The organism is Paractinoplanes toevensis (genome assembly GCF_018332695.1).
In the GTDB taxonomy this organism is placed as follows: domain Bacteria; phylum Actinomycetota; class Actinomycetes; order Mycobacteriales; family Micromonosporaceae; genus Actinoplanes; species Actinoplanes toevensis.
On record NZ_BOQN01000004.1, the window covers coordinates 1 to 25,773 of the forward strand.

Here is a 25,773-nt window from a genome sequence, read left to right on the forward strand (position 1 = left end):
GGCGCCGCGTCCAAAACCGGTCGTGGGAGCAGCGGCCGGTGGGTCGGCGGGATAACCGCCCCGGCCGGGCGCGTCGGCCGGGTAGTTGCCTCGTCCATAACCGGTGGTGGGGGCAGCAGCTGGTGGGTCGGCGGGGTAGCCGCCGCGGCCGGGGGCCGGTGGCGCGTCGGCGGGGTAGTTGCCGCGTCCATAGCCGGTGGCCGGAGGGTCGGTGGAGTAGCCACCGCGGCCTGAGGCTGGTGGCGCGTCGGCCGGGTGGTTGGCGCGTCCATAACCGGTGGTCGGGGCGGACGCGGGCGGATCGGCGGGGTAGCCGCCGCGACCGGGGGCCGGCGGCGCGTCGGCGGGGTGATTGCCGCGCCCATAACCCGTGGTCGGGGCAGCGGCGGGCGGATCTGCGGAATAGCCGCCGCGTCCGAAGCCGGTGGTGGGGGCGGCGGCCGGCGGATCGGCCGGATAGCCGCGGCCGGGAGCCGGTGGCGCGTCAGCCGGGTAGTTGCCTCGGCCAAAACCGGTAGTTGGGGCGGCGGCCGGCGGGTCGGTGGGATAGCCGCCGCGGCCCGATGCTGGTGGCGCGTCGGCCGGGTAGTTGCCGCGTCCATAACCGTTGGCCGGGGGGTCGGCGGAGTAACCGCCACGACCGAGGGCCGGCTGGGAGTCGGCCGGGTAGGCAGCACCACGGCCGAAGCCGGTCGTCGGAGCAGCGGCCGACGGGTCCGCGGAGTAGGCGCCGCGACCGGAGGCCGGCTGGGACTCGGCCGGGTAGGCGCCGCCGCGGCCGAAGCCGGTGGTCGGGGCGGACGCGGGCGGCTCTCCGGCGTAACCGCGTGGGGCGTCTGCGGCCGGCGCCTCGTCGGCGTAGCGGTTGCGGCGCGGACCGGGCGTTGCCTCGGCGGCGTGGCCGCCTGGCCGGTCGTCGTAACTGATCGGCATCGGAACGGCGGCGCTGCGGGCACCGGTGCCGGTGTCGTCTCGGCGGGAGCGGCGGCCGGTCTGGTCCTGCCCGCGCTGGCCGGTGTCCTCATACGGAGCCGAGGGAAGGGCGCGACGGCCCGTCGAGACGTCGTGCCGGCCGGTGGTGGCGGGGTCGACGCCGGTGGACCAGGTCGACGTGGTGGGGTCGGCGAACAGCGGGATGCTGCCGGTGTCGGCATGGCCGGCCCAGTTGTCCGAGTCGGAGCGCGTGGCCCAACCCGTACCCCCGGAAGGTCTTGATCCGCCCTCGGGAGCCCGGCGGCGACCCACCGGCGGTGACCCGTCGCCCTGATCCGCGTCGCGCCGCCAGGCGGCGCGGTCGTCCTCGCGGACCAGATGGCGTCCGTCGTCGCGCGGGGTCTGCCAGCTCGGTCGCTCGGCCGGGTCGTCCATGCGCAGCCAGTTGGTGATGGACTCCCGGTCCTGCGTGCCGCCGGTCGACGCGGACCGGGTGTCGGTCAGGTCGCTCCAGGTCGCGGTGCCCTCGATCGAGTCACGCTGCCACGGCTGGCGGGGCTGCTCGGCTTTCGGATCGACGAGCTGCTGCCAGGAGGGCGAGCTCTCGGCCGGTGGTCGCGGCGCCGGCTGCTGCCACGAACTTTCCGTGGTCGGTGTCGTGCTCGGTGACGTGAACTGCTGCCAGGCCGGGCGAGGCTCGGCACCGGACGGGTCGGACCACGGGGTGTTCGAGATGGCCGGCTGGGCCGTCGGTGTCTCGGCGGGCGGCTCGTAGGCGCTGTTGCCGCCGGTCCATGCCTCGGTGGTGGAGCGCCAGCCGTGCGAGCCGGTGGTGGAGCGCCACTCGGTGGTCTGCCGCCAGCGCGCGCCGGTGGCCCGCCACTCGGCGGTCTCACTGCGCCAGCCGACGCCGTCGGCCGGGAACGCGGGTCGGCCCTTGGCGACGTCGGTGTATCGGTTGGCCGGCTCGACCGCCTGGGACTGATCGGACTCGGCCTGCTGCGCCCACGCGTCGGCGCGGCGCTGCCAGGCGAGCGCCTCGGGGCTGGGCTGCATGCTGCCGGTGTCGGTCAGTGACGACCATTTCGGCTCAGGCTCGTCGGAATCCGGATTTTCCGGACTCGGGGAGGGCCACGGCTGTGCCGCGCGGCGATCCCGCGGCATGCGGGCGCCGTAGTCCCATTCCCGTTGGTCCACCCAGAAAGCGTGACGTGCGCGAGACCGAACCGCAACGCCTCCGGGCGACGGCTTGCTCACGCGCGGCAGCTTTTTCCCTCTCCACAGGTGGGGACAGCGTTATCGCTGCTGGATAAGGCACATGTGGCACAAACTCCGAGGGTTGTCCCCAGGATGTGCACAGGCCTGCCCACAGCCTGGGGCGGGATGTCCACAGGTTGTCCCGAGACTCGTCCACCGGCGCAGTTGGGCAGGTGGCGGGCGGGTTCGTAGAGTGGGGCCGCCTTGATCGGAGAGATTTTTTTCGATCATGGCCGGGTTCAGCCAAAAGTGTCACACCCGGGCTGTTTGATCTCAGGCAACAGCATCGCCGAGTGGAGGGAGTCCGGGTGTCGATCACCGACGACGCACGGCCGGAGTCACGACCACCGGCACAACCGGCAGGTGGCGGACCGCCGCGCGGCGGTGGCCAGGGCGGCGGCGGCCCGGGCGGTGACAGCTCGTTCCCGTCTGGCTACGACAAGTCACCGCCGCAGGACGTCGCGGCCGAGCAGGGCGTGCTCGGCGGCATGCTGCTGTCCAAGGACGCCGTCGCCGACGTCGTCGAGATCCTCAAGGTGCACGACTTCTATCGGCCGGTGCACGCCACGATCTTCGACGTCATTCTCGACCTCTACGGGCGTGGTGAGCCGGCCGACGCCCTCACCGTGGCCGCGGCCCTTTCCGACTCGGGCGACCTGCAGCGCATCGGCGGTGTGCCCTACCTGCACACGCTGATCGAGAGCGTGCCCACCGCGGCCAACGCCTCCTATTACGCGCGCATCGTCTCCGAGCGGGCGATCCTGCGCCGCGTGGTCGAGGCGGGCACCAAGATCGTCCAGCTCGGCTACGGCGCCGGCGGCAACGGCGGCCGCGATGTCGACGACATCGTCGACCTGGCCCAACAGGCGATCTACGACGTCACCGAGAAACGGGTCAGCGAAGACTTCGCGGCCCTCGGCGACATGCTGCAGCCCACCCTCGACGAGATCGAGGCGGTCGGCGCCTCGGGCGGCGGCATGAGCGGTGTGCCGACCGGCTTCTCCGACCTCGACCGGCTGCTCAACGGCCTGCACGCCGGTCAGCTCATCATCGTGGCCGGGCGACCCGGTCTCGGTAAGTCGACCGCCAGCATGGACTTCGCCCGTAACGCGGCGATCCGCCACAACTGCGCCAGCGCCATCTTCTCGCTCGAAATGAGCAAGATCGAGATGGTGATGCGTCTGCTCTCCGCCGAGGCCCGGGTGCCGCTGCACGTGCTGCGCTCCGGCCAGCTCACCGACGACGACTGGAGCAAGCTGGCCCGCCGGATGGGCGAGATCAGCGAGGCTCCGATCTTCGTCGACGACACACCCAACATGAACCTCATGGAAATCCGGGCCAAGGCTCGCCGTCTCAAACAGCGCCATGACCTCAAGCTCCTGGTCATCGACTACCTCCAGCTGATGAGCTCGCCGAAACGGACCGAGAGCCGTCAACAGGAGGTCTCCGAGCTGTCTCGAGGCCTCAAGCTCCTGGCCAAGGAGATCGAGTGCCCGGTGATCGCGGTGTCGCAGCTGAACCGTGGTCCCGAGCAGCGCACCGACAAGCGCCCCCAGCTGTCCGACCTGCGAGAGTCCGGCTCGATCGAACAGGACGCCGACGTCGTCATCCTGTTGCACCGTGACGACTACTACGACAAGGAGTCACCGAGAGCCGGTGAGGCCGACTTCATCGTGGCCAAGCACCGAAACGGCCCGACCGACACGATCACGGTGGCGGCGCAGCTGCACCTGTCCCGTTTCGTCGACATGGCGATCGTCTGAGTCAGCCCGCGTCGGCGACCAGCACCGACGCGGTACTCCACTGACCCGGGCCGTGATAGGGCAGCGGTGCCGGGCGGCCCTGTCCGTCGACGACCAGGGCGTCCATCGAGACGACGTTGGCGGTCGAGGGCACACCGTGATGGCGGTAGAGCGGGACCTCTTCGCTCAATCGGCCCACCTGGGGGTCGAGGAAGAGGATCGTGCCGTCGTGGTTCGTCGCCGCCCAGGCGTGGCAGCCGCCGCCCTCCAGGTCGGTCAGGATGAAGGCGAACGCGCCGTGACCCGAGTTGTGCAGGTGGTTGGCCAAGTTCTGCATGGCGGCATCGACCGCCGGCTCGGCCGCGCCGGGGTCGGCGCCACCCAGGAACGGGCAGAGATTCTGGAACGTCGTGCCGGTCGCCTGCTCGACCCGCCGTAAACCGTGCCGTTCGCCGCCTATCGGCCGGTCCGGGTCGCCGGCGGCATAGGAGTCGAAGGTGCGCGCCGCCGCCACCCGCGGCCGTCCGTGCACATAGGTGTCGAAGAGCGCCAGCACCGCGTCGAGGCAGTTCAGCCCGCGCGTCGGGTCGCCGGCTGGGCCACCGCCGTTGGCCAGGCCGAACCATCGCCCCGACCGCGGGTCGGCCAGGCGCGCCGCACGGCCGTCGCCGTCCTTCGGCATCGCGTCTTCCAGCGCTTTCTGATGTACGGCGAGGGGCGCGCGCAAACCCCCATAGGTGTCGTACCGCCGAGTCCGGTCGATCGGCGCCGGCTCGACCTCCCCGGTCAGTCGGGACCGCTCATCGCCCGGCTCGGGTTGTTCGCCAGGCGGCTCCCGGTCAGCGGCCGGGCCGCGCTGGGCAGGTTGCTCCCGCCCGGCGGCCGGGCCGCGCTGGGCAGGTTGCTCCCGCCCGGCGGCCGCATCACTTCCGGCCACCGGATCGCGCCTGGCAGCGGGCTCGCCCATCAGGGCTGGATCGCCGATCAGGGCTGGATCGCCGATCAGGGCTGGATCGCCGATCACGGCTGGATCGAGTTCGCCGGCGGCGACCCGGGCCTGTCCGGACTCGATCTCGGTCAGGAGCGTTCGAAGCGCCGTCGAGCGCGCCCGCAGTTCCTCGCCGTCCAGCGGGGAACCGGTGAGGATCTCGAGATCGGCCAGCCGGCTCAACGCACGGATGCGCACCCCGGTCTCGTCGGCGACGGCCGCGAGGAAGCCGGCATATTCATCGGCGACATATCCGAAATGTTCGACTGGCGGCTCGGGTGCTGACGGACGCGGCGGGATGATGGCGACGGTCCGGATGCCCGGTTCCGCAGCGTCGGCCCGGCCGGACTTCGGCGGCGGGTCAACAAGATCGTGGGCAGCGGGCCGCCGTTCCCCGGCAATTCGCTCCAATTCGGACCGCGGAATGCGCCGCGTAATTCCACCCGCCTCCGTGCCGGGCCGCGAACCACCCTTGACGGTCCCGGGCCAATAGGACTGCCGGAGCACACCGGCGGCGCTGATCCCCCGGGTAGCCCCGGTGCTGATCCGATCCGCCGCCGGGAACAGGCGGCGGGTCTCTGTTTCGGCGGAGGCAGATGCAAAAGCCGAGGGCGAGGCCGGGCCTGAGGCAGAGGCGGGGGCCGAAGTAGAGGCAGAGGCAGGGGCAGGGGTAGAGACGGGGGCAGGGGCAAAGACGGGGGCCGAGCCGGAGGCAGGGGCAGAGACGGGGGCAGGGGCAGAGACGGGGGCCAAGGCGAAGGCAGAGACGGGGGACGAGGCTGACGCTGAGGCGGGGGCTGACCCGGAAGCCGTACGCCCGAATTGGGCGCCGGAGGCGGCCGGCCCGGCACCCAGCCGGTCGGTCAGGCGCTCCGCGCTCTCCCGGACAGCGGCCCGGGCCGCGGTCAACAGCCCACCGGCCGCCGGTGCGGCCGCACCCAGCGTGAGCGCGGTCGTGACCATCGTCCCGAGGAGTTCGGTCAGGAGCAGGCCAACCTCGATCCAGGCCGCCAGCTTGGCCGCCTCCAGATCCCGGCCGCACTCCTCGACCACGCCACCCAGCTCGTGGGCGATCTCGATCAATGAGTTGAGCGGCGCCGAAGGATCACCGGCCAGCCGTTGCCACGCGTCCTGGAAGCCGCTGTTGCCGTCGCCGGTCATGATCTGGGCCGCGGCGGCGAAGGCGGCCTCGTGCGGCGCGGCGAGGGCGGCCGCCACCGCATACCAGCGGTCGGCGACGTCCCAGGTGGCGGCCTCGTCGCCGGCCGGCCAATCGCCGCCGATCACCCAGTCGAGCGTCTCGTGCACCCAGCGCGGCACGTCGAACGGAAGGTGCTGAAGGGGGTGCGGGATGGGGCTGGGCAGGGCCGTCATGGTTGCTCCAGGTTGTCCTGGGCGGCCCGGGCGGCGGCGTCACCGAGGCTTTCCACATATGCCGCGAGCTGTTGCCACGCGGTGAGGACCTGCGTCTCGACCGGACGGTACCGCTGCTCGAAGGCGCGCCCGGCCTCGTCGCCACCCCACGGTCGCACGGCCGACATGGCGGCGACCGCCGCTCCGGAGACGTCACGCTGCGCACCCAGCTCGCGACCGGCGGCACTGAGTAGCCGTGCCCCCTGCCACGCAGGGTCGAAGTCCAGCTCGTCGTCGTCACTCACCGCGGATCGGCCCCGATAGCGCGGAAGGCACTGTCGGCTTCCGGATAGCTCGGCCGAGCAAGGGAACCTTCCAGTTCGGACCGTCGATCGTAAAACCCCTGGTCTACCACGGTTCAGACTCCCGTTCGCCGCCATCGAACGTGGTGACTTTACCGGGCGTCGTCACGTTGGGCGATCCGGTAACTTCATTCCGCACAAGGAAGGATATTCACCATGATCACTCGCGGTGAGGCCGAGGAGATCGCCGCGCGCTGGGCGCGTGGCGAGGCCGAACAGCGGGGGTACGGATGTGAGCCCGCCCTCGCCGAGTTCGATCTCGGCTGGGTGATCTGGACCCGACCGGCGCCCGATGTGCTGCCGATTCCGGGCGACGGGGCCCGCACGGTGATCGATCGGGAGACGGGCGTGCTCTCGACGTGGCCGGCCATCCCGCCCGACGACCTCGCCACCCTCTATCGGGAGCGGCGGCCGAAACCGTCGGCGACGGTCGACGCGTGGGCGGCCCTGCGCCGGTCGGCGCGCCGGCGGCCCAGCCCGGCCACCGTCGCCGAGCTCGTTGTGGACGGCCGGCTGTTCCGGGCCCAGGGCGCCAAGGGCGACCAGGAGATCAGCCATCACCCGCTGGTGGAGGGCCGATTGGGCACGATGCCGGTGGCGTCCCGGGTGCGGGGCGCCGAGCGCCACGCCGAACTGATCGCCGCGTCCGACGCGCTGCACGAGGGCGGCCTGCGAGGCGGCCGGCTCAATGCCTTTCTCGTACGCGACCAGGGCGATCCCAACGCGGCTGGTCCCGTTCGCCCGTGCGAGACCTGCCTGGCCGTACTCGTCGATCTGGGCCTGTTGCCGCCGTCCGACCTCGCCTATGCCTCCGAGTGGCATCACGGCGTCGACGGCCCGACCGGCCGTTTCCCGTCCGAGGTGGCCCGGGTCCTGACCGGCGGTGGCTGGCTGGGCGTCGAGCTGCCGCTGACCACCACGATCGAGGAGGCGGAGCGGCTCAGCGGCCTGCCTGCCTTCCCGGCCGCGAGACGGGCACTGGCCGAGTTTGCCGGGGTGCGCTGCGGCCGACGCGGTCCGGGCCGCCGGCGTGCGATCCGCCTGTTGACCTTCGACCCGCTCCCGGCGGCCCGCCAGCACCGGGCGCTCACCGAGTTCGCCGAGGTGATCGGCGCGGCGGTCTTCCCGCTGGCGGTGGAGGGTGGCGACGCTCTCGTGGTGATCGACGAGCGCTCGCGAGTCTTCATCCTGGACCAGGCCGGCGACTGGTTCGTCGGCGAAGATCTGGATGAGGCCGTGACCGGCCTGCTCACCGGCGACGGCCCGGCTGACCGCCTGCACGACGACGGCTCCTGGCCGTGACCGCCCGCGCCGACCCGGGATGGAGTCGGCGCGGCGGGCGGACAGGTCAGTCGAAGAGTTCGTTGAGGAAGCTCTTGTGGCGCTTGTTGCGGTAGTGGCCGTGGTGCCCGTGCTGCCGGTAGTGGCCGTGATGCCCATAGGCCGGGGCGGCGGGGTAACCGTGTGCGACCGGCTGGCCGTAGACGGGCGGGGGTGCCGCGTAACCGCCGTGGGCCGGCGGGGGCGGCGGCGGGGCGTAGGCGCCCGGCGGCGGAGCCGCGGGTGCGGCCGGGCGGGACGGGGCCTGCCGACTGTTCCAGTTCGACTCGGCCTCGAAGAGTTTTTCCAGCTCACCACGGTCGAGGAAGATGCCTCGGCACTCGGTGCACTGATCCACCGTGACGCCGCTGCGCTCGTACACCCGCATCTCGCCGTGACACTTCGGACAGGTCATCTGCATCTCACTGACGGTACAAGGCCGTGTCACCTTCCGGGCGGCCTCCGGCTGTGTGCTTCCTGTGTGTGCACAGCGGGGCTAAAGGTCAGAGCGGGCGCCCACACCAGGAGCGCCACGGGGTAGAGCAGGTAGCCGAAACGGGTCGTGGGCATCAGCAGGATCGCGGCCAGCAGGCCCCATCCACTGATCAGGGCGGCCGCTCGGGCGGTCCGCGGCGGCCGGCGCAGCAGCCAAAAACCGATCAGCAGGGCCACCGCCACCAGCAGGGCCGACGCGACGTAGCGCCCAGCGGGCAGGTTCTGCGCGATCAGGTAGCCCGGGAACGGCGACTGCGCGGGGCTGGTCACCACGCCGTGGCCGAGCGGGAAGCGCAGCACGTTCTCCACGAACGCGTCCGCGTCGACCAGGAACGGCGGGATCAGCACGAGCAGCGGAAGGCCGAGCGCGCCGGGCAGCAGAGACCGCCACCGCCGATTGGCGACGGCGAGCACGATCAGCACGGCGACGACCGGGAAGGCGAAGAGCTTGCCGGCGGCGGCGGCACCGACGGCCACGCCGGCCCACCCGTAGCGGTCGGCGGCGGCCAGGGCCAGGGCCAGTAGGCAGAGCGCCATGACCGGGATGTCGTCGCCCCCGGTGGCCAGGGTGAGCGCGCAGATCGGGAACACGGTCGCCGCCTGCAGCCCGCGCACCACCGCCGGGGAGGAGCCGAGGAGACGCACGGCTGCGATCAGCGCCGCCGCCGTGACCACCGCGAACCAGACCCGGGCGTCCGTCCACCAGAAGTCTCCGAAGACGGCCCGCGGCAGTCCGAAGACCGCCATCCCCGGCTGATAGGGGCTGTAGCCCATCAGCCGATCGTCGGCCGGCAGCGCGAGCAGGGAGTCCCGGCCCAGGTAGGGCGTGCCGTCGTGGAGGAGCCGCTCGCCCATCCGCTCGACGACCAGCACCTCCTCCTGCGCCCGGTCGGTGCGCCCGCCGGCCCGCTGCACGGACTCGACGATCAGTGGCAGCAGAGCCACCGCGGCCCAGGTCAGCCAGGTGAGCAGGAGGCGCCGCACCAGGAAGACGGCGACGGCGGCGGCCGCGTAGCCGAAGAAGGCGATCCAACCCCAGGCACGATGTGGCAGCAGGGTCGAGGTGAGTGCGGTGACCAACGCGAAGAGGGCGGACAGGGCATAGACCACCAAATCCGCCGTACGGCCACCGCCCGCCCGGTCGATGCGCGTGAGCAGGTTGGGCACGCCGCCCAGTGTCGCAGAGCCGGGATATCAGCCGGTGCGGCCGGGGCCGGACGCCCGTCGCCGCGGCATGCGGACCACCGCGCCGGCGTCGTGCAGGGCCGACGCCAGCGCACCCGGCCGGCCACCGGAACCGCGCTGCAGCGTGCCGAGCAGCCGCACCGACGACATCGGCCGGGCGAAGAGGTGGCCCTGACCGGCCACGCAGCCCAGCTCCCACAGCGCGTGCCGCTGGGGTTCGCTCTCCACGCCCTCGGCGATCACCGTGAGGTGCAGGCTGCGAGCGAGGTCGACGGTCGACCGGATCACCGCGGCCGCCTCGGAGGAGGTCTCCAGCGCGGTGACGAACCCTCGGTCGATCTTCAGCTGGTTGACCGGGATGTGCGACAGGACCGAGAGCGGGGAGACGCCGGTGCCGAAGTCGTCGAGGGCCAGCCGGACCCCGGCCTCGCGCAGTTCGTCGAGGGCGCGGCTGACGGTGTCGAGCTGGCTGATCGTCAGGGTCTCGGCGAGCTCGAGGACGAGGCGCTCGGGCGGCACGTCGTGCCGGGCGAGCTGGGTCAGCACGGTGGCCGGGAAGCGCGGGTCGAGCAGGCTGCGGGGCGACACGTTGACGGCGACGGGCAGGTCGAAGCCCGCCTCCCGCCACACCCCGGAGGCGGCGAGCGCCTGGTCGAGCACGGCGTCGGCGAACGCGGGCAGCTGACCGGAGCGCTCCACCGTCTCGAGGAACTGCATCGGGGTCAGGTAGCCGTACTCCGGGTGCTGCCAGCGGGCCAGCGCCTCGGCCGAGATCACCTCGCCGCTGCCGAGGTCGACGATCGGCTGGAAGTCGACCACGAACTCCTGCTCGGCGACCGCCCGCTGCAACTCGCCGCCGAGCATGAGCCGCTCGACGTCGGCGGTGTCCTGCGCGTGGGCGTACGTCGCGGTCTGCTGGCCCGCTCGCTTCGCCTGGTACATGGCGATGTCGGCGCGTCGCATCAGCTCGTTGATGCCGCCGCTGCCGGGGGCGAGCGCGATGCCGCCGGCCGCCTCGACGGTGATCTGCATGCCCTCGACCTCGAGGGTGGTCTCGAGCGCGCTGAGCATCTGCTCGGCGCGGTGCGTGGCCAGCGCCGGGGTGATGAGGTTGACCAGCAGCACGGCGAACTCGTCACCGCCGAGCCGGGCGACCAGATCGCCAGGGGCGGCGGCGTCGTCGAGCCGGCGGGCCACCTCGCGCAGCACCGCGTCGCCGGCCGCGTGCCCGAGCGTGTCGTTGACCTCTTTGAAGTGGTTGAGGTCGATCAGCAGCAGGGCGACCACGCCGTCCTCGGTGCGGCCGGCGAAGTACTCGTCGGCGCGCTCGTACAGCTCGCGGCGGTTGGCCAGGCCGGTGAGCGGGTCGTGGGCGGCGTCGTAGGCGTTCTGCTCGTTGATCCGCTGCAGCTCGGCGTAGGCGGCGGCGTTACGGATGGCCGTGCACAGCGCGGACGCGAAGGTCTTCAGCTTGTACTGCTCGAACTCGGTGAGCTTGATCTTGCCGTCGAAGTCGATGACCAGCTCGCCGGCTCGGTAACTGCGGTCACGGGTCTCCAACTCGGCGGTGATCGAGGACTCGCCGTCGAACTTCCGCGGCCCGGGACCGTCGTAGGTGACGCCGTCGGTGCCGGCCCGCACCACCCGGTCGACACCGGAGGTGGTCAGGTCGATCTCGACCTCGCCGGCGGAGAAGAGATTCGCGCCCTGGACCGCGGCGATGTGCAGCACCTGATTGAGGTCGACGGAGCTGAGTTCGTCGGTGGTGTCGGCGAGTTGCCGCCACGAATCGCGCTCCTGCTGGGTGCGCAGCCGGCGGGACCGCCACAGGTGGGCGCAGCCGACGAGCACCGGCACGAAGGCGAGCAGCAGCAGGGTGGCCCCACTGACCAGAACCTCGATGACGTAGACGACCGTCGCCAGGGTTGCGGCGCGGACGAAGACACGGCCACCGAAGTCGTGCAGGAAGACCTTACGGATGGTCGTCCGGGACGCGACCGCGATGACCGGATGGAACACAAGGTCGTCAACGATCCAGAGGACCAGGTAGGCGACGACCACCGCCGCGGCGCTCGCCTGCGGGTGATCGGCGCTGGGATGCGCGCCGAACAGCAGCAGCGTGGCGCCGGTGGCGCTGATCACCAGGACTTCCTTGGCGACCGCGAAGATCGCCTTCCGTGTGTCGCCGTGGTTGAGGATGCGGACGGTGGCCAGGCCGGCGGTGACGCAGAGCACGACCCAGGGCGTCGGCACCAGCACGAGCCCGACCATGATGGGGACATCGCCCCAGCTGGTGACGTTGTTGCTGGAGCGGATCCGAATCACGATCTTCACGCGGTACGAGATGGCGGAGACCGCGTAGATCAGGAGTAACAGCAGCGGATTGGGTATGGCCGCGTGGGTGACCACCGCGTGCCAGACGTCCAGGGTTGCGACACCGGCCGCCAGAACGACGACGAGACCGATTAGCAGCGATAGCTGCCGATCGGTCGCGTCGTCGTTGGAGCTTCGTATCCGCAATGGAGTCGTCCTGTCGCCGAGCGCAACGGGCGGGGGCCCGGGCTCAAGCGTATTCATGCGCGCCAGTCCGCGCATTGCCCTACTCCCAGCCGTTGATACGCATTTTCTCTCCTCGCGTTGTGAGGCCTGCGGGAAATTCGGCGGCCTCGCGGATCTTTTCGTTCGTCGCGACGGGAGAGACGTTATGCAGGCTTCCGGGCGTTGGGAACCGTTTTATGTCGGTATGCGCAGAAAGCGAGAATCGTCCGAGAAGCAGTTACGGCGCGTTCCTGAAACAGAACTCTCTGCTACTTCGGAATCGTCCGAGGCTAGGCCTCGGTGCGTAGCACTCCGTACAGTTTCGCTAACCCTCCGGATTGTTTAATCGTTCGCGTATCTGCAGGTCAGCATGCGCGCGGAACAGGGCACAGATCATGAACATTTGTAGTACATGAACAAATTGTGGTTCCCGACGGGCGAATGACCTAACCGGAGTTTCGGAGAACCTTCTATAAACTCCCGGTATGCCCGAGGAATCCCCGCTGACTCACGTCGACCATACGGGCGCTGCGCGCATGGTCGATGTTTCTGAGAAAACGATCACGGCCCGTCGCGCGATCGCCGCCGGCCGCGTCGTCACCACCGAAGAAGTCGTCGCACTACTGCGCGGAGAAGGTGTGCCGAAGGGCGATGCGCTGGCCGTCGCGCGGCTCGCCGGGATCATGGGGGCCAAGCGGACCCCCGACCTCATCCCGCTCTGCCACCCCATCGGGCTGCACGGTGTGCAGGTCGACCTCACCATCACCGACACTGCGGTCGAGATCACCGCGACCACGAAGACCGCCGACCGCACCGGCGTGGAGATGGAGGCCCTCACCGCCGTCGCGACGGCCGGCCTCGCGATGATCGACATGATCAAGGCAGTGGATCCGGCGGCGAGCATCGAATCGGTGCGTGTACTGCGGAAAGAGGGCGGCAAGACCGGCGACTGGCTGCGCCCGGAGGACCGTCCGTGAGGGGCCGGGTGATCGTCGCCAGCAACCGCGCGGCGGCCGGTGTGTACGCCGACACCAGTGGCCCACGCCTGGTCAGCGGCCTGCGCGAGCTCGGTTGCGAGGTCGGCGACCCGGTCGTGGTGCCGGACGGCGAGCCGGTCGCCCAGGCCCTGCGCGAGGCGATCGCGGATGGCGTCGACGTGGTGCTGACCAGCGGCGGAACGGGTGTCACCCCGACCGATCGCACGCCCGAGGCGACCCGGGGCCTGCTCGACTTCGAGGTCCCCGGCATCGCCGAGGCCATCCGGGCCTACAGCCGTGATCGGGTGCCCGGCGCGGCCCTGTCCCGCGGCCTGGCCGGGGTAGCCGGCCGGACACTGATCGTGAACCTGCCCGGCTCCACGGGTGGCGCCAAGGATGGCCTCGCGGTGCTGAGTCCCCTGCTCAAGCACGTGATCGACCAGATCAACGGCGGTGATCATCCGCAGGGCTAGCGCGGGAGTACTAGACCCATGGGCGTACGCAAAGAGTCCTAGACGCATGGTGCAAAGTCGGACACCGCCCCGCGTCCACATAGTGGGAAGGTGGACACCGCGACGCCTGGGTCGGGCGCGGAACGATCGCTCTGGATAGGCTCGACCGGTGAGCGAAGACATCCCTGTCGACTGGGAGCGGGCCCGCGCCCTCGCCTACGAGGCGGGTCGCCGGGCCGCCGGGCCGACCGAGTTGATCTCGCTGCCCGACGCCGATGGCCGCACCCTGGCCGAGCCGCTGCGGGCGCTCACCGACCTGCCCGCGTTCCCCACCTCGAGCATCGACGGCTGGGCGGTGCGCGGTCCGCAGCCGTGGCGCCCGGTCGGCCAGGTGCTGGCCGGCGGCATCGCGGCGCCGCTCGACGAGCCGGGCACCTGCGTCGAGATCGCGACCGGCGCGATGGTCCCGGCCGGCACCGAGGCGCTGCTGCGCATCGAGGAGTCCACTCGGGACGCCTCCGGCCTGGTCAGCGGCGTTCCCCGGGAGACGCCCGAGTGGCGGCTGCCGGGCGAGGAAGCGCACAAGGACGAGGAACTGCTGCCGGTCGGCACCGCCGTCGACCCGGCGGTCATCGGTGTCGCCGCCACCTGCGGTTACGAGGTGCTGAGCGTGCGGCCGCGACCGCGGGCCGCGCTGCTGGTCTTCGGCGACGAGCTGCTCACGGCGGGCACCCCGGGCGCCGGCCGGGTGCGTGACTCGCTCGGCCCGCAGGTGCCGGGCTGGCTGCGCCGTTACGGCGCCACGGTCGACCCGGCCGCGGTGACCGGCCCGGTGCAGGACACCCTCGAGGCGCACCTCGCGGCGGTCCGCACCGCGCTGACCGGCGCCGACCTGGTCTGCACCACCGGCGGCACCATGCACGGCCCGGTCGACCACCTGCACCCGGCCCTGGCCGAGCTGGGCGCGGAGTACATCGTGAACACCGCCGCGGTCCGCCCCGGTTTCCCGATGCTGCTGGCCCGCGTCCCGAGTTCGGACGGCCGCCCTCGCTTCCTGGCCGGCCTGCCCGGCAACCCGCAGTCCGCGATCATCGCGCTGGTCACCCTGGTCGCGCCGCTGCTGGCCGGTCTCCAGGGCCGCCCGGCACCGGTGCTGCCGCAGGTCGAGGCGGTCACCGACGTTCCCGGCCGGGGCAATTTCACGCACCTGGTCCTGGCTCGGCTCGACCCGAGTGGACGGTCGGCCACCCCGGTCGGTCACGTCGGGTCGGCGATGTTGCGCGGCCTGTCCAACGCCCAGGGCTTCCTGGTGATCCGCCCGGACACCCGGGCGACCGCGGGTGACCTGGTGCCGTTCCTGCCGTTGCCCCTGACCACCGGGGAGCGGCCGTGACCGGCACCGTCGTCATCGCCGAGGTGCTGGACGCGCCTCTCGACCTCGCCGCGCACGAGAAGGCCGTGTCCGAGGCCCGGGCCGGCGCGGTGGTCACCTTCCAGGGCGTGGTGCGCGACCACGACCACGGCCGCGGTGTGACCCTCCTGGAATACGAAGGCCATCCCAGCGCCGCGGCGATCCTCCGGGAGGTCGCCACCGAGATCGCCGCCGACCCGGAGGTCTACGCGGTCGCGGTTTCGCATCGCATCGGCACCCTGGCGATCGGTGACGTCGCGCTGGTCGTGGCGGTCAGCACCGCCCACCGCGCCGCCGCCTTCGCGGCCTGTGCGCGGGCGGTCGACGAGGTGAAGGCCCGGCTGCCGATCTGGAAGCGACAGGTCTTCGCCGACGGCACCGAGGAATGGGTCAACTGCCCGTAGGCCCAGGATCGGCCGGTAGGGAATGGGTCAACTGCCTCTGGGTCCGGGAATGGCGGGGGCGCGGCGCGCGACCGGCTCCGGGCGCCGGCGAGCCGGCACGGCCGGCGCTACGCCGGGACGCCACGGCAGGGTGTTGAGCAGGACGATCACCGCGATGGCGTACGCATCCCAGGCCGCCGTCCATCGTGGATCAACCACGAACAGCAGGTAGACGACGACCGCCGCGACCGCGTAGCCGGCCCCGGGGAACCGCTGCCGCCGGAACCGCCGGACGGTGATCCGCCGCCGGACCGACGCGTCCACCAGGATCAGCATCGCCGGCAGCACCCACACCAGCTCGTGGATCCGGCTGACCGGCCCGATCGCCGCGCTGGTCAGCCCGATCAGGGTGAACGCCGCGATCTCGTCACCGTCGGCGTGCGCCGACCGGGCCCGGATCATGCCGACCGCCACCAGCAGGACGGAGAACGACAACCAGATCAGCGCCGGTGTGGTGGCCGAGTCGTAGAGCCGGGCCAGCACTCCGGCCAGCGACTGGTTCGCGAGCGCGTCGAGCGGCCCGCCCCGGTCCAGCCTCGGCAGCACCGACCCGAACCAGGTCACGGTCGCGCCGGGCGCCAGCAGGAACGCGCCGGCCAGCATGGTCGTGGTGGTGGCCGCCGCGGTCAGGGCGGCCCGCCACTGCCGGCTCACCAGGAGGTAGCCGAGGAACAGCACCGGGCTGATGGTCAGCGCCGTCGCCAGACCCACACCCACCCCGGCCCAGGCTCCGGTCGCCCAGAAGTGGCGCAGCTTCCGGCGACCGCGCGGCGGCTGGGAGGCGGGCGGTCCGGGCCACCAGGCCGCCCGGCTGCGCGCCCAGGCCGCCCGGCGCAGGGCCACCACATCTGCGGTGACCAGGCCGAACATCAGCAGGTCGAGGCAGCCGAGACCGAGCGTGGCGCGCACCGGCTCGACGAGCAGGGCCAGCGTCACGGCGATCGCCACGGCCGGGCCGCGGGGTCGGCCGTAGCGGCGGGCGACCGGGCCGACCAGCGCGATCAGGGCCAGCACCAGGGCGGCCACGCCGACCACGGCGAGCAGCCAGCCGACCGTCGGCAGCGGCACGAACGCGGCCGGGGTGAACAGGATCGCGGCCGGCGGTGAGAGGAGCGTGCCGACCCGGCCGGGGTAGAGGCTCTCCCCGGTCAGCCAGTCGTGCACGGCCGCCCGATCCACGGCGGCCGTGCTCAGCCCGTACCGCCCAAAAAGCCATGTGATCAGCAAGCCGGCGCCGAAGCACCCCAGCGCGACCAAAGCGGACCTTCGCATGCCGCGACCCCCGTCGCTCTCGTCCCCGGGCACGGGACGCGAGCTTAGAAGGCGCAGACCAAACCGCGCGGCCCCTCGTCCGCTTTAACGCCGGGACCGCGACAAGGTTGTCATCCGGGCAGTTTGCGAGCCGCGGCGGCCGACATCGCGGCGATCTTGGCTTCTCGCTTGGCCGTCTTGACCGCGCGCTTCACCTCGTGCTTGGAGCGGGAGGCGGCGTGGCTGGTGCGGTAGCGCAGGCCGGGCCGTCCCTCGGTGTCGGCGGCGGCCAGCAGCAGGCCGCCGAGCAGGGCGAGGTTCTTGAGGAACTGGGTCTGGTGGCCCTCGCTCTCGGGCTTGCCGACGCTCCAGAACGGGTGACCGGCGATCGTGGTCGGCACCAGGCCGGCCGCGAGCACGGCGGCGGCCGGGCGGGTCAGGTGCCCGGTGGCCAGCGCCAGGCCCGCGACCACGTCGGAGGCCGCCTTGATCCGGACGAGGCTGCGGGCGTCGCTGGGTATGCGCGGATCGACCTTCTCCAGGAGCGGGCCGACCCGGTCGGTGACTCGGCGGGCGACTTCCACCCGATTTTCACCCGGATTGATCAAGATTCGGACCCCGCTGATCACGAAGACCGAGGCGAGCATGGCGCGAGCGGCGGTGCGTACCGGCTTCATGAATCTGGTTATACCCGCCAGACGGGTCTCACACCGGCTGGGTGCGAAGGTAGCGGCCGAAATGCGGCACGGTGAAGGCCACCGTGCCCCGTTCGCCCGAGTAGATGAGGCCCTTCTTGATCAGCGCGTCGCGGGCCGGGGAGAGGCTGGCCGGCTTGCGGCCGAGCGCGGTGGCGATCTCCGAGGTCGGCACGGCCGCGTCCATGTCGTTGTCCGGATCACCGGAGAGGATGGCCATGGCCCGCATGTACTCCCGCTCGGCCGGGGTGGCCCGCTCGAAGCGGGAGCCGAAGAAGCCCACGGCCAGCTCGGCCTCGGCCTCGGGGGCGGCCACCCGCACGTCGGCGTCGGTCACCGGGGACTGCGGGGCGTGGTCCCAGGTGGCCTTCCCGTACGCCTGCACGAAGTAGGGATAGCCGCCGGACTTCTCGTAGAGCAGGTCGAGGGCCTTCGCCTCGTACTCCACGTCCTCGCGGGCGGCCGGGGCGCACAGTGCGAGGTCGGCGGCGACCCGGTCGAGCCGATCGATGCGCTGGTAGCGGAACAGGCGCTCGGAGTAGGACTTGGCCGCCGACAGCACGGCCGGCAGGTGCGGCAGGCCGGCGCCGACCACGATCAGCGGGGCGCCGAGCTGCGACAACTCGTGGCAGGCGGCGCACAGCGCGGAGACGTCGGCCGGGCCGAGGTCCTGCATCTCGTCGATGAACAGGGCGATGCCGGTGCCCACGTCGGTGGCGAGCGAGGCGGCGTCGGTGAACAGCTCGACCAGGTCGATCTCGATGTCGCCGGAGTCGGCCCGGCCACGGGCCGGCGGCACGTCGATGCCGGGCGACCAGCGGTCCCGGATCTTGCCGTTCGGGTCGTTGAAGCGCAGCGCGAACGCCTTGAGCACGCCGAGCACCTCGTCGACCCGGTCGGGGTCGCGGTGGTGCGGAGCCAGCTCGCGGATGGCCATGTGCAGGGCGGCCGAGACCGGGCGGCGCAACGACTGGTCGGGCCGGGCCTCGATCTTGCCGGTGCCCCAGAGGCGGCCGATCGCGGCCGAGCGCAGCGTGTTGAGCAGGACGGTCTTGCCGACGCCGCGCAGGCCGGTGAGCACCAGGCTGCGCTCGGGCCGGCCGCGGGCGACCCGCTCCAGCACGACGTCGAACGCGTCGAGCTCGCGGCCGCGACCGGCCAGCTCAGGAGGGCGCTGACCGGCGCCGGGTGCGTACGGGTTCCTCACCGGATCCACGGATAGCACCGTATCGGGTCATCTAGCTAAAACGCTAGACATGCCTATGGATTGCTGTCGTGTCTCTTCTAGCCCTTTATAGCGAAATTGCTAGACCGAGCTAGAGCGCCTTATGTTCCTTGAGGCAGAGCACGAAGTCCAGATCGTCCAGCGCGCTGTCGTAGAAATACCACTTCGTGTAGCCGGTCACCTTGGAGCACTTCTGCTCGGCGTCCTTCTCCCCCGTGGTCTTGCCGTCCACCCGCTCCAGCACCTGGTAGGTGCCCGACGTGCAGGCCGTCGCCCGCATCTCCGGCACGTCGTCGGTGCCCTCGTTGACGACGCAGTCGCCCTTCTTCACGTTGAAGCGGGCGTCCTCGCTGCCCCGCGGCACCGGGCCGGGGTTGGCGGCGGTGTCCGACGCGGTGGCCTGGGGTGCGGCCTTGTTGTCGTTGCGCAGCTTGAGCATCCAGGCCGTCGTGCCGAGACCGATGCAGATCAGCACGCCCAGGGTCACCACGAGGGCGAGGATCGGCGTGTTCCGTTTGGACGGTGGCGGCGGCGTCTGCCCCCACATCGAACCGCTGTCCCCGAATGGCGGCGGCGAATGCTGATAGGACGACGAGACCGGCTGCTGCGGGATCGACGGCGGGTGCGCGCCCCACGACGGTTCGGGTGCACCCTGGTCACCCCATGGGTCCGCGGGCTCCGCATAGGGCTCGTCGGAGCTCCCGTGCGACCACGGCGGGCCGGAATGCGGGCCGTTCTGCGACATGGGGGATTCCTCCGGATGCGTGCTCTGCGCTGCATGCCACCGTAGCGTGCGGGGGTGTCACAAACCCGCACGGAATCGCCGCGGCTGTCGGTAACACGACCGCCACCACGTGCCCGATGCCGATACGGTCCACGGTCGTGTCAGCACTCCTTGTGATCATGGCGGCCGCCTTCGGGGCGGCCTCCGCGGCCTTTCTGCCGCGACTCGCCCATCGGCTCGCCGTCGGCTTCGCCGAGCCGGCCAGGCCCGGCTGCGCGGACTGCGCACGGCCGTTTCCCGAGGGCTTCGCCGGTTGGGTACGGGCGGGAGCGGCGTGTTCCTGCTCGGGCGGGTACGCAGTGCCCGTGCTCGGCGGCGCGGCCGTGGCGACGATCCTGACGACCACCGTCGGGGCGTCCCCGGAACTGCCGGGTTACCTGCTGGCCGCCGTGCCGGGTCTGCTGCTCGCGATGATCGACCGGCGCTGTCTGCGGTTGCCCGATCCGCTGGTCGGGGCGCTCGCGGTGCTCGCCACGGTTCCGCTCGCGATCCTGCGGCCGGAACGGATCGGGGTTGCGGTCGTGGCGGCGGTCGCGGTGCTCACGACGTACACAATCCTGGCCTTTCTCGGGGGTCTCGGCCTCGGCGACGTGAAGCTGGCCGCGGTGCTCGCCCTGATCCTGGGTTTCGCCGGTTGGCCGGCGGTGGTCGTCGGCGTGCTGGCGCCACACCTGATCAATGGGCCGATCGCGGTGTTCCTGCTGATCAGCGGCCGTCGCCGACCGATCGCCTTCGGTCCGGCGCTGCTGGCCGGGGCGCTGGCCGGGCTGGCGTTACAGCAGCCGTAGCTGGCGGTCCTTCGGCCGCGACGGCACGGTGTCGCCCAGCCGCTCGAACAGGCCGGAATCGATCGCGTCGAGGAACGGCGTCGGGTTCTGCTCGCGTTCGCTGCCGTGCCGGAATCGCCGCGCGGCGTAGCTCACGTAGAGGCGGTCCTGGGCGCGGGTCAGACCGACGAAGAACAGCCGGCGCTCCTCGGCGACCTCGTCGTCGCTCGGCGTGGAACCCGGCCAGCGCAGCGGCAGCAGGCCGTCCTCGCAGCCGACCAGGAAGACCACCGGGAACTCGAGGCCCTTGGCCGCGTGCAGGGTCAGCAGGTTGACCGCCTCGGCCCGCGGATCCAGCGCGTCGACCTCGGCGCCCGTCTCGATCTCCTGCAGCAGGCGGGGCAGGTCGTCACCGATCCGGTGGGCCAGCGGCGTGAGCAGGTCGGCCGCCGTCCAGATGTCCTCGGGAGCCAACTGCTCGGCGTCCAGGGTCGGCGCCGCGTAGCGCTGGGCCAGCACCTGGGCGGTCAGCTTCACCCGGGCCGCGAGCGATCCCTCGAGGCCCCGGGCATGCCGCAGCTCGCGGGCGATGACCTGCACGCCGGCCCGATCGCGCAGCCGGTTGTGCGACCGCTTCTGCACCGGGATGCCGGCCCGGGACAGCGCCTCGACGACCGGGCCGGACTGGGCGTCGGTGCGATAGAGGACCGCGATGTCCGAGAAGGACAGGTTGCCGGTGACCACGGCGCGGGAGTCGATGCGGCCCGAGTCGAGCGAGCGGTGCGAGAGGCCGCCGACCAGCTCGTCGATGGTGCGGACGACGAAGTCGGCCTCGTCGGCGACGCTCGCGGCCGGGTAGCGGCCGACCAGCGGGGCTTCCGGGTCGAGCCGGGCCGGGTCCAGCCGCCGACCGCTGACCAGCGAACTCGGGGCGATGGCCTGGACCGCGGTGGCCAGGATCGGCGCGCTCGACCGGTAGTTGCGGGTCAGGCGCACCAGGCGGGCGTCGACGAAGTCCTCGTTGAAGCGCAGGAAGTACTTCACGTCGGCGCCGCGGAACGAGTAGATCGCCTGGTCCGGGTCGCCGATCGCGCACAGGTTGCCGTCGGCCGGGCTGAGCAGGCGCAACAGTTCGTACTGGACGTCGTCGACGTCCTGGTACTCGTCCACGAAGATCCACTGCCAGTGCCGGCGGTACTTCTCGACCAGGGCGGGCTCGTCGCGCAGCGCCTTCACCGGCAGCTCGATCAGGTCGTCGAGGTCGACCAGGTCCTGCTGGCGGAGGAGTTTCTTGTACGCCAGATCGTCGTCGCCGGCCTGGTCACGGGCCTCGGCCACCTCGCGGTCGTCGGCGATCCGCCAGTTGTTGCCCAGTCCGGCGGCCTTGGCGTTCTCCTTCAGGATGGTCAGGCCGATGGAGTGGAACGTGCCGACCGTGATGTCGTCGGCCACGTCGCCCAGCAGGGCGTCCAGTCGTTCCTTCAGCTCGGCGGCGGCCCGGCGGGTGAAGGTGATGGCCAGGCAGCGGTGCGGGAAGACGCCCAGCTCGGCGCAGAGGTAGGCGATGCGGTGGGTCAGGGTGCGGGTCTTTCCCGTGCCCGGACCGGCGACGATCAGCAAGGGTCCGCCGGGGGCGCTCGCGGCCACGCGCTGCATGGCGTCGAGGCGGTCGAGGAGGCCGGTGCCCACCTCTTCCATTCCGGCCAGCATCGGCTCGAACGGCTCGTGCGGGCTGACCGGGGTGGTCAGGGGTGGCGGCGCCGGATTTCTCGGCTCCTTGGCGGCTTTTGCCGCTGGCTTGGGTTTAGCGGATTTTTCCGGCTTGCGTTGTTGGGGCACGTCAAACGCCGGAATGTCGAACAGGGTCTCGACCTGCGGAGCGGCCGACTTGTGGCGCAATTCGCCCGGCTCGAACAGGGTGATCACGCCGTACTCACCGTCGTAGCCCGGGACCCGGCGCACCTGCTGCCGGCGCAGGCGGGTGATCGCCTCGCGCAGTTCGTCGCCGCCCGCCTGGCCGATCTCGTCGAGCGGCACCCGGCGGAGAATGTCCAGCTCCGCGCCGAGCATCGCGACCAGGTGGTTGAGCTGGCCCTCGACCGTCTTCGACTTCGGGCCCACGCCGTTGATCTCACCGAGCACCTCGTGCAGCTGGATCAGGTGCTCGACGTGCTGGCCGTCCTTCTCGAAGCCGGTCGGCCGGTCGGCGAGGTCCTCGACCCGGCTCAGCACGCCCACGGTCAACGGCTTGCCGCACTCCGGGCAGCGGCCGCCGGCCTCGCGGGTGCGCTGCGGCTCCCAGTTCACGCCGCACGCCCGGTGCCCGTCGGCGTGGTATTTGCCCTCTTCCGGGAAGAACTCGAGGGTGCCGGCCAGGCCTAGTCCGGCTTTGACCGCTTCGTAATCGGGCTCGCCGGTGAACAGCGTCGCCTCTCGGGCCAGGGCGGCCGGCGAGTGCGCGTCGGAGTTCGAGACCAGGCGATAACGGTCCAGGCTGGACACCCGCCAGTTCATCTCGGGGTCACTCGAAAGGCCCGTCTCCACTGCGGTGACGTGCTCGGCCAGATCGGCGTAGCAGTCGGCGATCGCGTCGAAGCCGGACTTGGAACCGAGCGCCGAGAACCACGGCGTCCAGATGTGCGCCGGGATCAGATAGCCGCCCGCATCCAGGGTGATCTCCAGCAGATTGCGGGAGTCGAGGCCGAGGATCGGCCGGCCGTCGGCGGTGAGGTTGCCGATCCGGCCGAGCGCCGTGTTGAACTTCGCCGCGGCCGCGAAGTCCGGCATGTAGATCAGGTGGTGCACCTTGCGGGTGCGATCGTCCCGCTTGTAGATCGTCGAGATCTCGACGCTGAGCATGAACCTCGCGGATCTCGTCCCCTGCAACGAGCCCGGCAGGCGCTTGGTGACCTCGGCTTCGTCCTTCAGCGCGTAGAGGCCGTCGGTGCCGTCGATCAGGCTTTCCCGCAGATGGTCGAACCAGGCCGGGTGCGTGAAGTCGCCGGTGCCGAGCAACGCGATGCCCTTGCGGCGCGCCCACCACGCGAGGTTCGGCAGCGTCAGATCACGGGAGCAGGCGCGCGAAAACCGGGAGTGGATGTGCAGGTCCGCGACGTATGCGTCCGCGGCGACCGAGGACCCTGCGTTGTCCGAGGGCACGCGCTGCATCCTGTCACGCCCTCCGGTTCCCTCACCAATCGCCACGCTCGACAAACTTACGGATCTTGATACTTGAAGATCGACCCGGTTTCCGCTCGATTCCTGGCCGGGCCTCTTCACGCGGCCATTACGCCGTCCGCAGCTCGACCACCGTGACCTGCGGGGGTGCGCCAACCCGGACCGGCGGTCCCCAGAAACCGGCGCCGTTGGTCACGTAGACCGGCACGCCATCGACCTCGCCGTAGCCGGACACCACCGGCTGTTCCAACTTGACCAGCAGATTGAACGGTGCCATCTGGCCGCCGTGCGTGTGCCCGGAAACCTGGAGATCAACACCGAACGGGGCGGCCTGACTCGCCGCCGCGGGCTGGTGTGCCATCAGCACGACCGGCCGCGACGTGTCCCGGTCACCGAGCGCCTTGGCGAAGTCGGGCGCATCGCCGTGCTGCGCGCCACCGAGGTCGTTGACCCCGGCCAGATCAAGCCCATTGATCTCCGCCCGCTCGTTCCGCAACGGCCGCACGCCCAGCCGTGCCACCTCCTCCAGCCAGGGCTCGTACCCCGAGTAGTACTCGTGGTTCCCGGTCACGAAGAACGCCCCGTACCGCGACTCGATGTCGGCAAGCGGCGCCGCGAACCGCCCCAGTTCCGCAACGCTGCCGTCAACCAGATCACCGACGACGCACACCACGTCCGCCTGCACCGAATTGATCAGGTCGACGATGCGCCCCGCATGCCGGGTGCCGGTGAGCGGCCCGAGGTGGATGTCGGACACCACGGCCAGCCGCGTCCCGTCCATCGAGCGCGGCAGCTTCGCGATCGGAATCGAAACGCGATCGAGCTGAGGCCCGCCGAGCGCCGTCTTCATCCCGTATCCGGTGATGCCCGCCGCGGTAAGCCCAGCAAAGATCGCCATTCCCCGAGCCAGAACCAGCCGCCGCCCAACCCCGTCACCGTCATTGGCCGTTTCCGGAGCGATTCCGGCGGAGCCTTCAGCCGTGGCAACGTCGCCGTGGCTTTCCGCCGAGCCGGCTTCAATCGCGGCTTCGCCACGCGTATCGCTTTGCGTAACGCTATGGCTACCATCCGTCTGATTTCGAGCGACTTCTTTGGTACGCGACGTCAGCTTCCAGAAGAGCAATACCGCCGCCCGAGGAATCTCGAGCGGAATAAGCACGACCAGTAGATAGAACATCAGGGCCAGCCACAGATACCCCGGCCAGGCCAACCACGCTAAGTGACCGGTACGAGTCCCGGCGAGCGTCACCGGCAGCAGTAGCCCGAGCCCCGCAGCCACGACAGCCCCGACCCGTCGAGTCCGGCCCGGCCGTAGTGGATCTCTAAGAAGCCGCTTGTAGAGATAGAAATGAATCAGCCCAATGACGAGAAAGACCAATACGACAAAAGCCAGCAAACCCGCTCCTCAGCCCACGACCCAGACACCAAGTCTCCCTGTCACCAACTCCCACCCCACCACCAACCCACGAATCCGCGCCGATAGACCAGTCCGCCCTCACCCGAGGCCTCCGCCGACCCGTCGTGATCCGCGCCTCCGCGTCACGATCGGCCCTGCCGATTCCGTGTTCTGTACCGCCGCACCGCGACCGGCATCGCCGACTCCGAATTCCACGCGGCCGCGCTGGGTTGGCGTCGCTGGGCTGTGAGTCGGCTGCAGCACGGCTAGCCGTGCTGTCGGCCCGTGAGTCGGCTCCGGGACGGCGAGCCAAGCTGCCGGCCCGGGAGCGTCGCTGCCGACCGCTGGTGGGCGGTGCCGACCTCGTGGGCCGCGCTGCCGCCTTGTGAGCCGCGTTGCGGTGGGTGAACCCGGGGCCGACGCGGCGGCCGTGGCTGGCGTTGCTGACCTCGTGGATTGGCTGCGGCAGGTCGAGCCGCTGGAGCCCTGAGAGCTGCGCTGCCGCGTGATTGGCGCTGCCGACCTCGAGGGCCGCGCTTCTAATCTCATGAGCGCGCTGCCATGACGTATCCGCAGTGGCTTCCGTGGCCGCGCTGCCGCCCTGTGAGCCGCGCTGCCTGCCGCCCTGATGAGCCGTTTTGCCGCGCCGCTGGGCTGCCGCAACGCGAGCGGCGCTGCTGGTCCCGGATTCACGCCTCCGGCGCCCTTCGGGGCCGCGCGGGACGGTCGCCGCGCCGCGCCTCGTCGTTGGTGGCGTGGGACGGCTGGTCAGCCGCCGGCGAACGGGGGGAGCACGTCGATGGTTGCGTCGGTGGGGAGCGGGGCGTGGCGGTCGTGACAGCTCAGGCCGTCGACCAGGAAGCTTGCGGATTTCAGGACCAAGCCCAGACGCTCCCCGTGGCGGTCGGTCAGCAGCTGGATCAGTTCGTCCAGCGAGGTGGCCACGGCCGGCTCGCTGGAGACGCCGCGGACGGCGGCGCGGGCGCCGGCGAAGTAGCGGACGGTCAGGCTGGTCGGCATGG

At 71.1% G+C, this 25,773-nt stretch carries 19 protein-coding genes and 1 pseudogene; 7 read left to right on the forward strand and 13 right to left on the reverse strand.

What is annotated here, in order from left to right; translation table 11 throughout:
• Positions 1–2,130 (reverse strand): annotated as a pseudogene (locus tag Ato02nite_RS01745) (hypothetical protein); the annotation flags it as partial.
• A gap of 368 nt (positions 2,131–2,498) precedes the next feature.
• On the opposite strand from Ato02nite_RS01745, the gene dnaB reads away from it, so the two are divergent.
• Positions 2,499–3,953: a replicative DNA helicase gene (dnaB, locus tag Ato02nite_RS01750; RefSeq protein WP_213004541.1), complete on the forward strand. Its 1,455-nt coding sequence runs from the start codon at positions 2,499–2,501 to the stop codon at positions 3,951–3,953.
• 1 nt (position 3,954) lies between these two features.
• Here the strand turns inward: dnaB and Ato02nite_RS01755 are convergent, their stop codons facing one another.
• Both Ato02nite_RS01755 and Ato02nite_RS01760 read right to left on the reverse strand, forming a co-directional pair.
• On the reverse strand, positions 3,955–6,294 hold the full coding sequence (locus Ato02nite_RS01755; RefSeq protein WP_213004542.1) for a toxin glutamine deamidase domain-containing protein: 2,340 nt from the start codon (positions 6,292–6,294) through the stop codon (positions 3,955–3,957).
• Positions 6,291–6,578 (reverse strand): hypothetical protein, encoded by a 288-nt coding sequence (locus Ato02nite_RS01760; protein WP_213004543.1) that lies wholly within the window; start codon positions 6,576–6,578, stop codon positions 6,291–6,293. Before Ato02nite_RS01760 ends, Ato02nite_RS01755 begins: the two co-directional genes overlap by 4 nt.
• Positions 6,579–6,791: 213 nt before the next feature.
• Here Ato02nite_RS01760 and Ato02nite_RS01765 point away from each other — a divergent pair, with 213 nt between their 5' ends.
• Complete coding sequence (locus Ato02nite_RS01765; RefSeq protein ID WP_213004544.1) at positions 6,792–7,937, forward strand: SUKH-3 domain-containing protein; 1,146 nt, start codon at positions 6,792–6,794, stop codon at positions 7,935–7,937.
• Between the two features lie 46 nt (positions 7,938–7,983).
• Here Ato02nite_RS01765 and Ato02nite_RS01770 read toward each other — a convergent pair whose 3' ends face one another.
• Genes Ato02nite_RS01770 through Ato02nite_RS01780 form a run of 3 tightly spaced genes read right to left on the reverse strand, consistent with a single transcriptional unit; the run spans position 7,984 to position 12,155 of the window.
• A complete protein-coding gene (locus tag Ato02nite_RS01770; RefSeq protein WP_438873005.1) occupies positions 7,984–8,376 on the reverse strand; it encodes a TFIIB-type zinc ribbon-containing protein in 393 nt (130 codons plus the stop codon).
• Between the two features lie 23 nt (positions 8,377–8,399).
• Positions 8,400–9,617: a glycosyltransferase 87 family protein gene (locus tag Ato02nite_RS01775; RefSeq protein WP_213004545.1), complete on the reverse strand. Its 1,218-nt coding sequence runs from the start codon at positions 9,615–9,617 to the stop codon at positions 8,400–8,402.
• A gap of 27 nt (positions 9,618–9,644) precedes the next feature.
• The gene (locus Ato02nite_RS01780) at positions 9,645–12,155 is read right to left on the reverse strand and encodes a putative bifunctional diguanylate cyclase/phosphodiesterase (RefSeq protein WP_246605973.1); all 2,511 of its coding nucleotides are present in this window, start codon (positions 12,153–12,155) and stop codon (positions 9,645–9,647) included.
• A 503-nt stretch (positions 12,156–12,658) separates the two neighbouring features.
• Here Ato02nite_RS01780 and moaC point away from each other — a divergent pair.
• The 4 genes from moaC (at position 12,659) to Ato02nite_RS01800 (ending at position 15,417) form a co-directional block, all read left to right on the forward strand.
• Entirely contained in the window at positions 12,659–13,150 is a 492-nt protein-coding gene (moaC, locus tag Ato02nite_RS01785) for a cyclic pyranopterin monophosphate synthase MoaC (RefSeq protein WP_213004547.1), read from the forward strand.
• Complete coding sequence (locus tag Ato02nite_RS01790) at positions 13,123–13,623, forward strand: MogA/MoaB family molybdenum cofactor biosynthesis protein (RefSeq protein ID WP_213004581.1); 501 nt, start codon at positions 13,123–13,125, stop codon at positions 13,621–13,623. Before moaC ends, Ato02nite_RS01790 begins: the two co-directional genes overlap by 28 nt.
• A 148-nt stretch (positions 13,624–13,771) precedes the next feature.
• The gene (locus Ato02nite_RS01795; RefSeq protein ID WP_213004548.1) at positions 13,772–14,995 is read left to right on the forward strand and encodes a molybdopterin molybdotransferase MoeA; all 1,224 of its coding nucleotides are present in this window, start codon (positions 13,772–13,774) and stop codon (positions 14,993–14,995) included.
• Positions 14,992–15,417: a molybdenum cofactor biosynthesis protein MoaE gene (locus Ato02nite_RS01800; RefSeq protein ID WP_213004549.1), complete on the forward strand. Its 426-nt coding sequence runs from the start codon at positions 14,992–14,994 to the stop codon at positions 15,415–15,417. The genes Ato02nite_RS01795 and Ato02nite_RS01800 overlap by 4 nt, the downstream gene beginning before the upstream one ends.
• A gap of 27 nt (positions 15,418–15,444) precedes the next feature.
• Here the strand turns inward: Ato02nite_RS01800 and Ato02nite_RS01805 are convergent, their stop codons facing one another.
• The 4 genes from Ato02nite_RS01805 to Ato02nite_RS01820 form a co-directional block, all read right to left on the reverse strand.
• Positions 15,445–16,728: a glycosyltransferase 87 family protein gene (locus Ato02nite_RS01805; protein ID WP_213004550.1), complete on the reverse strand. Its 1,284-nt coding sequence runs from the start codon at positions 16,726–16,728 to the stop codon at positions 15,445–15,447.
• A 110-nt stretch (positions 16,729–16,838) separates the two neighbouring features.
• Complete coding sequence (locus Ato02nite_RS01810; protein ID WP_213004551.1) at positions 16,839–17,384, reverse strand: DoxX family membrane protein; 546 nt, start codon at positions 17,382–17,384, stop codon at positions 16,839–16,841.
• A 28-nt stretch (positions 17,385–17,412) separates the two neighbouring features.
• On the reverse strand, positions 17,413–18,618 hold the full coding sequence (locus tag Ato02nite_RS01815; protein ID WP_213004552.1) for an ATP-binding protein: 1,206 nt from the start codon (positions 18,616–18,618) through the stop codon (positions 17,413–17,415).
• A 100-nt stretch (positions 18,619–18,718) separates the two neighbouring features.
• Positions 18,719–19,372, reverse strand: a complete 654-nt coding sequence (locus Ato02nite_RS01820) for an LppU/SCO3897 family protein (protein WP_213004553.1) — start codon at positions 19,370–19,372, stop codon at positions 18,719–18,721.
• Between the two features lie 137 nt (positions 19,373–19,509).
• On the opposite strand from Ato02nite_RS01820, the gene Ato02nite_RS01825 reads away from it, so the two are divergent.
• A complete protein-coding gene (locus Ato02nite_RS01825; RefSeq protein WP_246605975.1) occupies positions 19,510–20,199 on the forward strand; it encodes a prepilin peptidase in 690 nt (229 codons plus the stop codon).
• Here the strand turns inward: Ato02nite_RS01825 and Ato02nite_RS01830 are convergent.
• From Ato02nite_RS01830 to Ato02nite_RS01840, 3 genes are all read right to left on the reverse strand, one after another.
• Positions 20,185–23,346, reverse strand: coding sequence for a UvrD-helicase domain-containing protein (locus tag Ato02nite_RS01830; protein ID WP_213004554.1), 3,162 nt, complete (start codon positions 23,344–23,346; stop codon positions 20,185–20,187). The two genes, Ato02nite_RS01825 and Ato02nite_RS01830, sit on opposite strands and share 15 nt — an antisense overlap.
• A 118-nt stretch (positions 23,347–23,464) precedes the next feature.
• Positions 23,465–24,748: a metallophosphoesterase gene (locus tag Ato02nite_RS01835; RefSeq protein ID WP_213004583.1), complete on the reverse strand. Its 1,284-nt coding sequence runs from the start codon at positions 24,746–24,748 to the stop codon at positions 23,465–23,467.
• A gap of 771 nt (positions 24,749–25,519) precedes the next feature.
• Complete coding sequence (locus Ato02nite_RS01840) at positions 25,520–25,771, reverse strand: MoaD/ThiS family protein (protein ID WP_213004555.1); 252 nt, start codon at positions 25,769–25,771, stop codon at positions 25,520–25,522.
• Positions 25,772–25,773 lie beyond the last annotated feature (2 nt).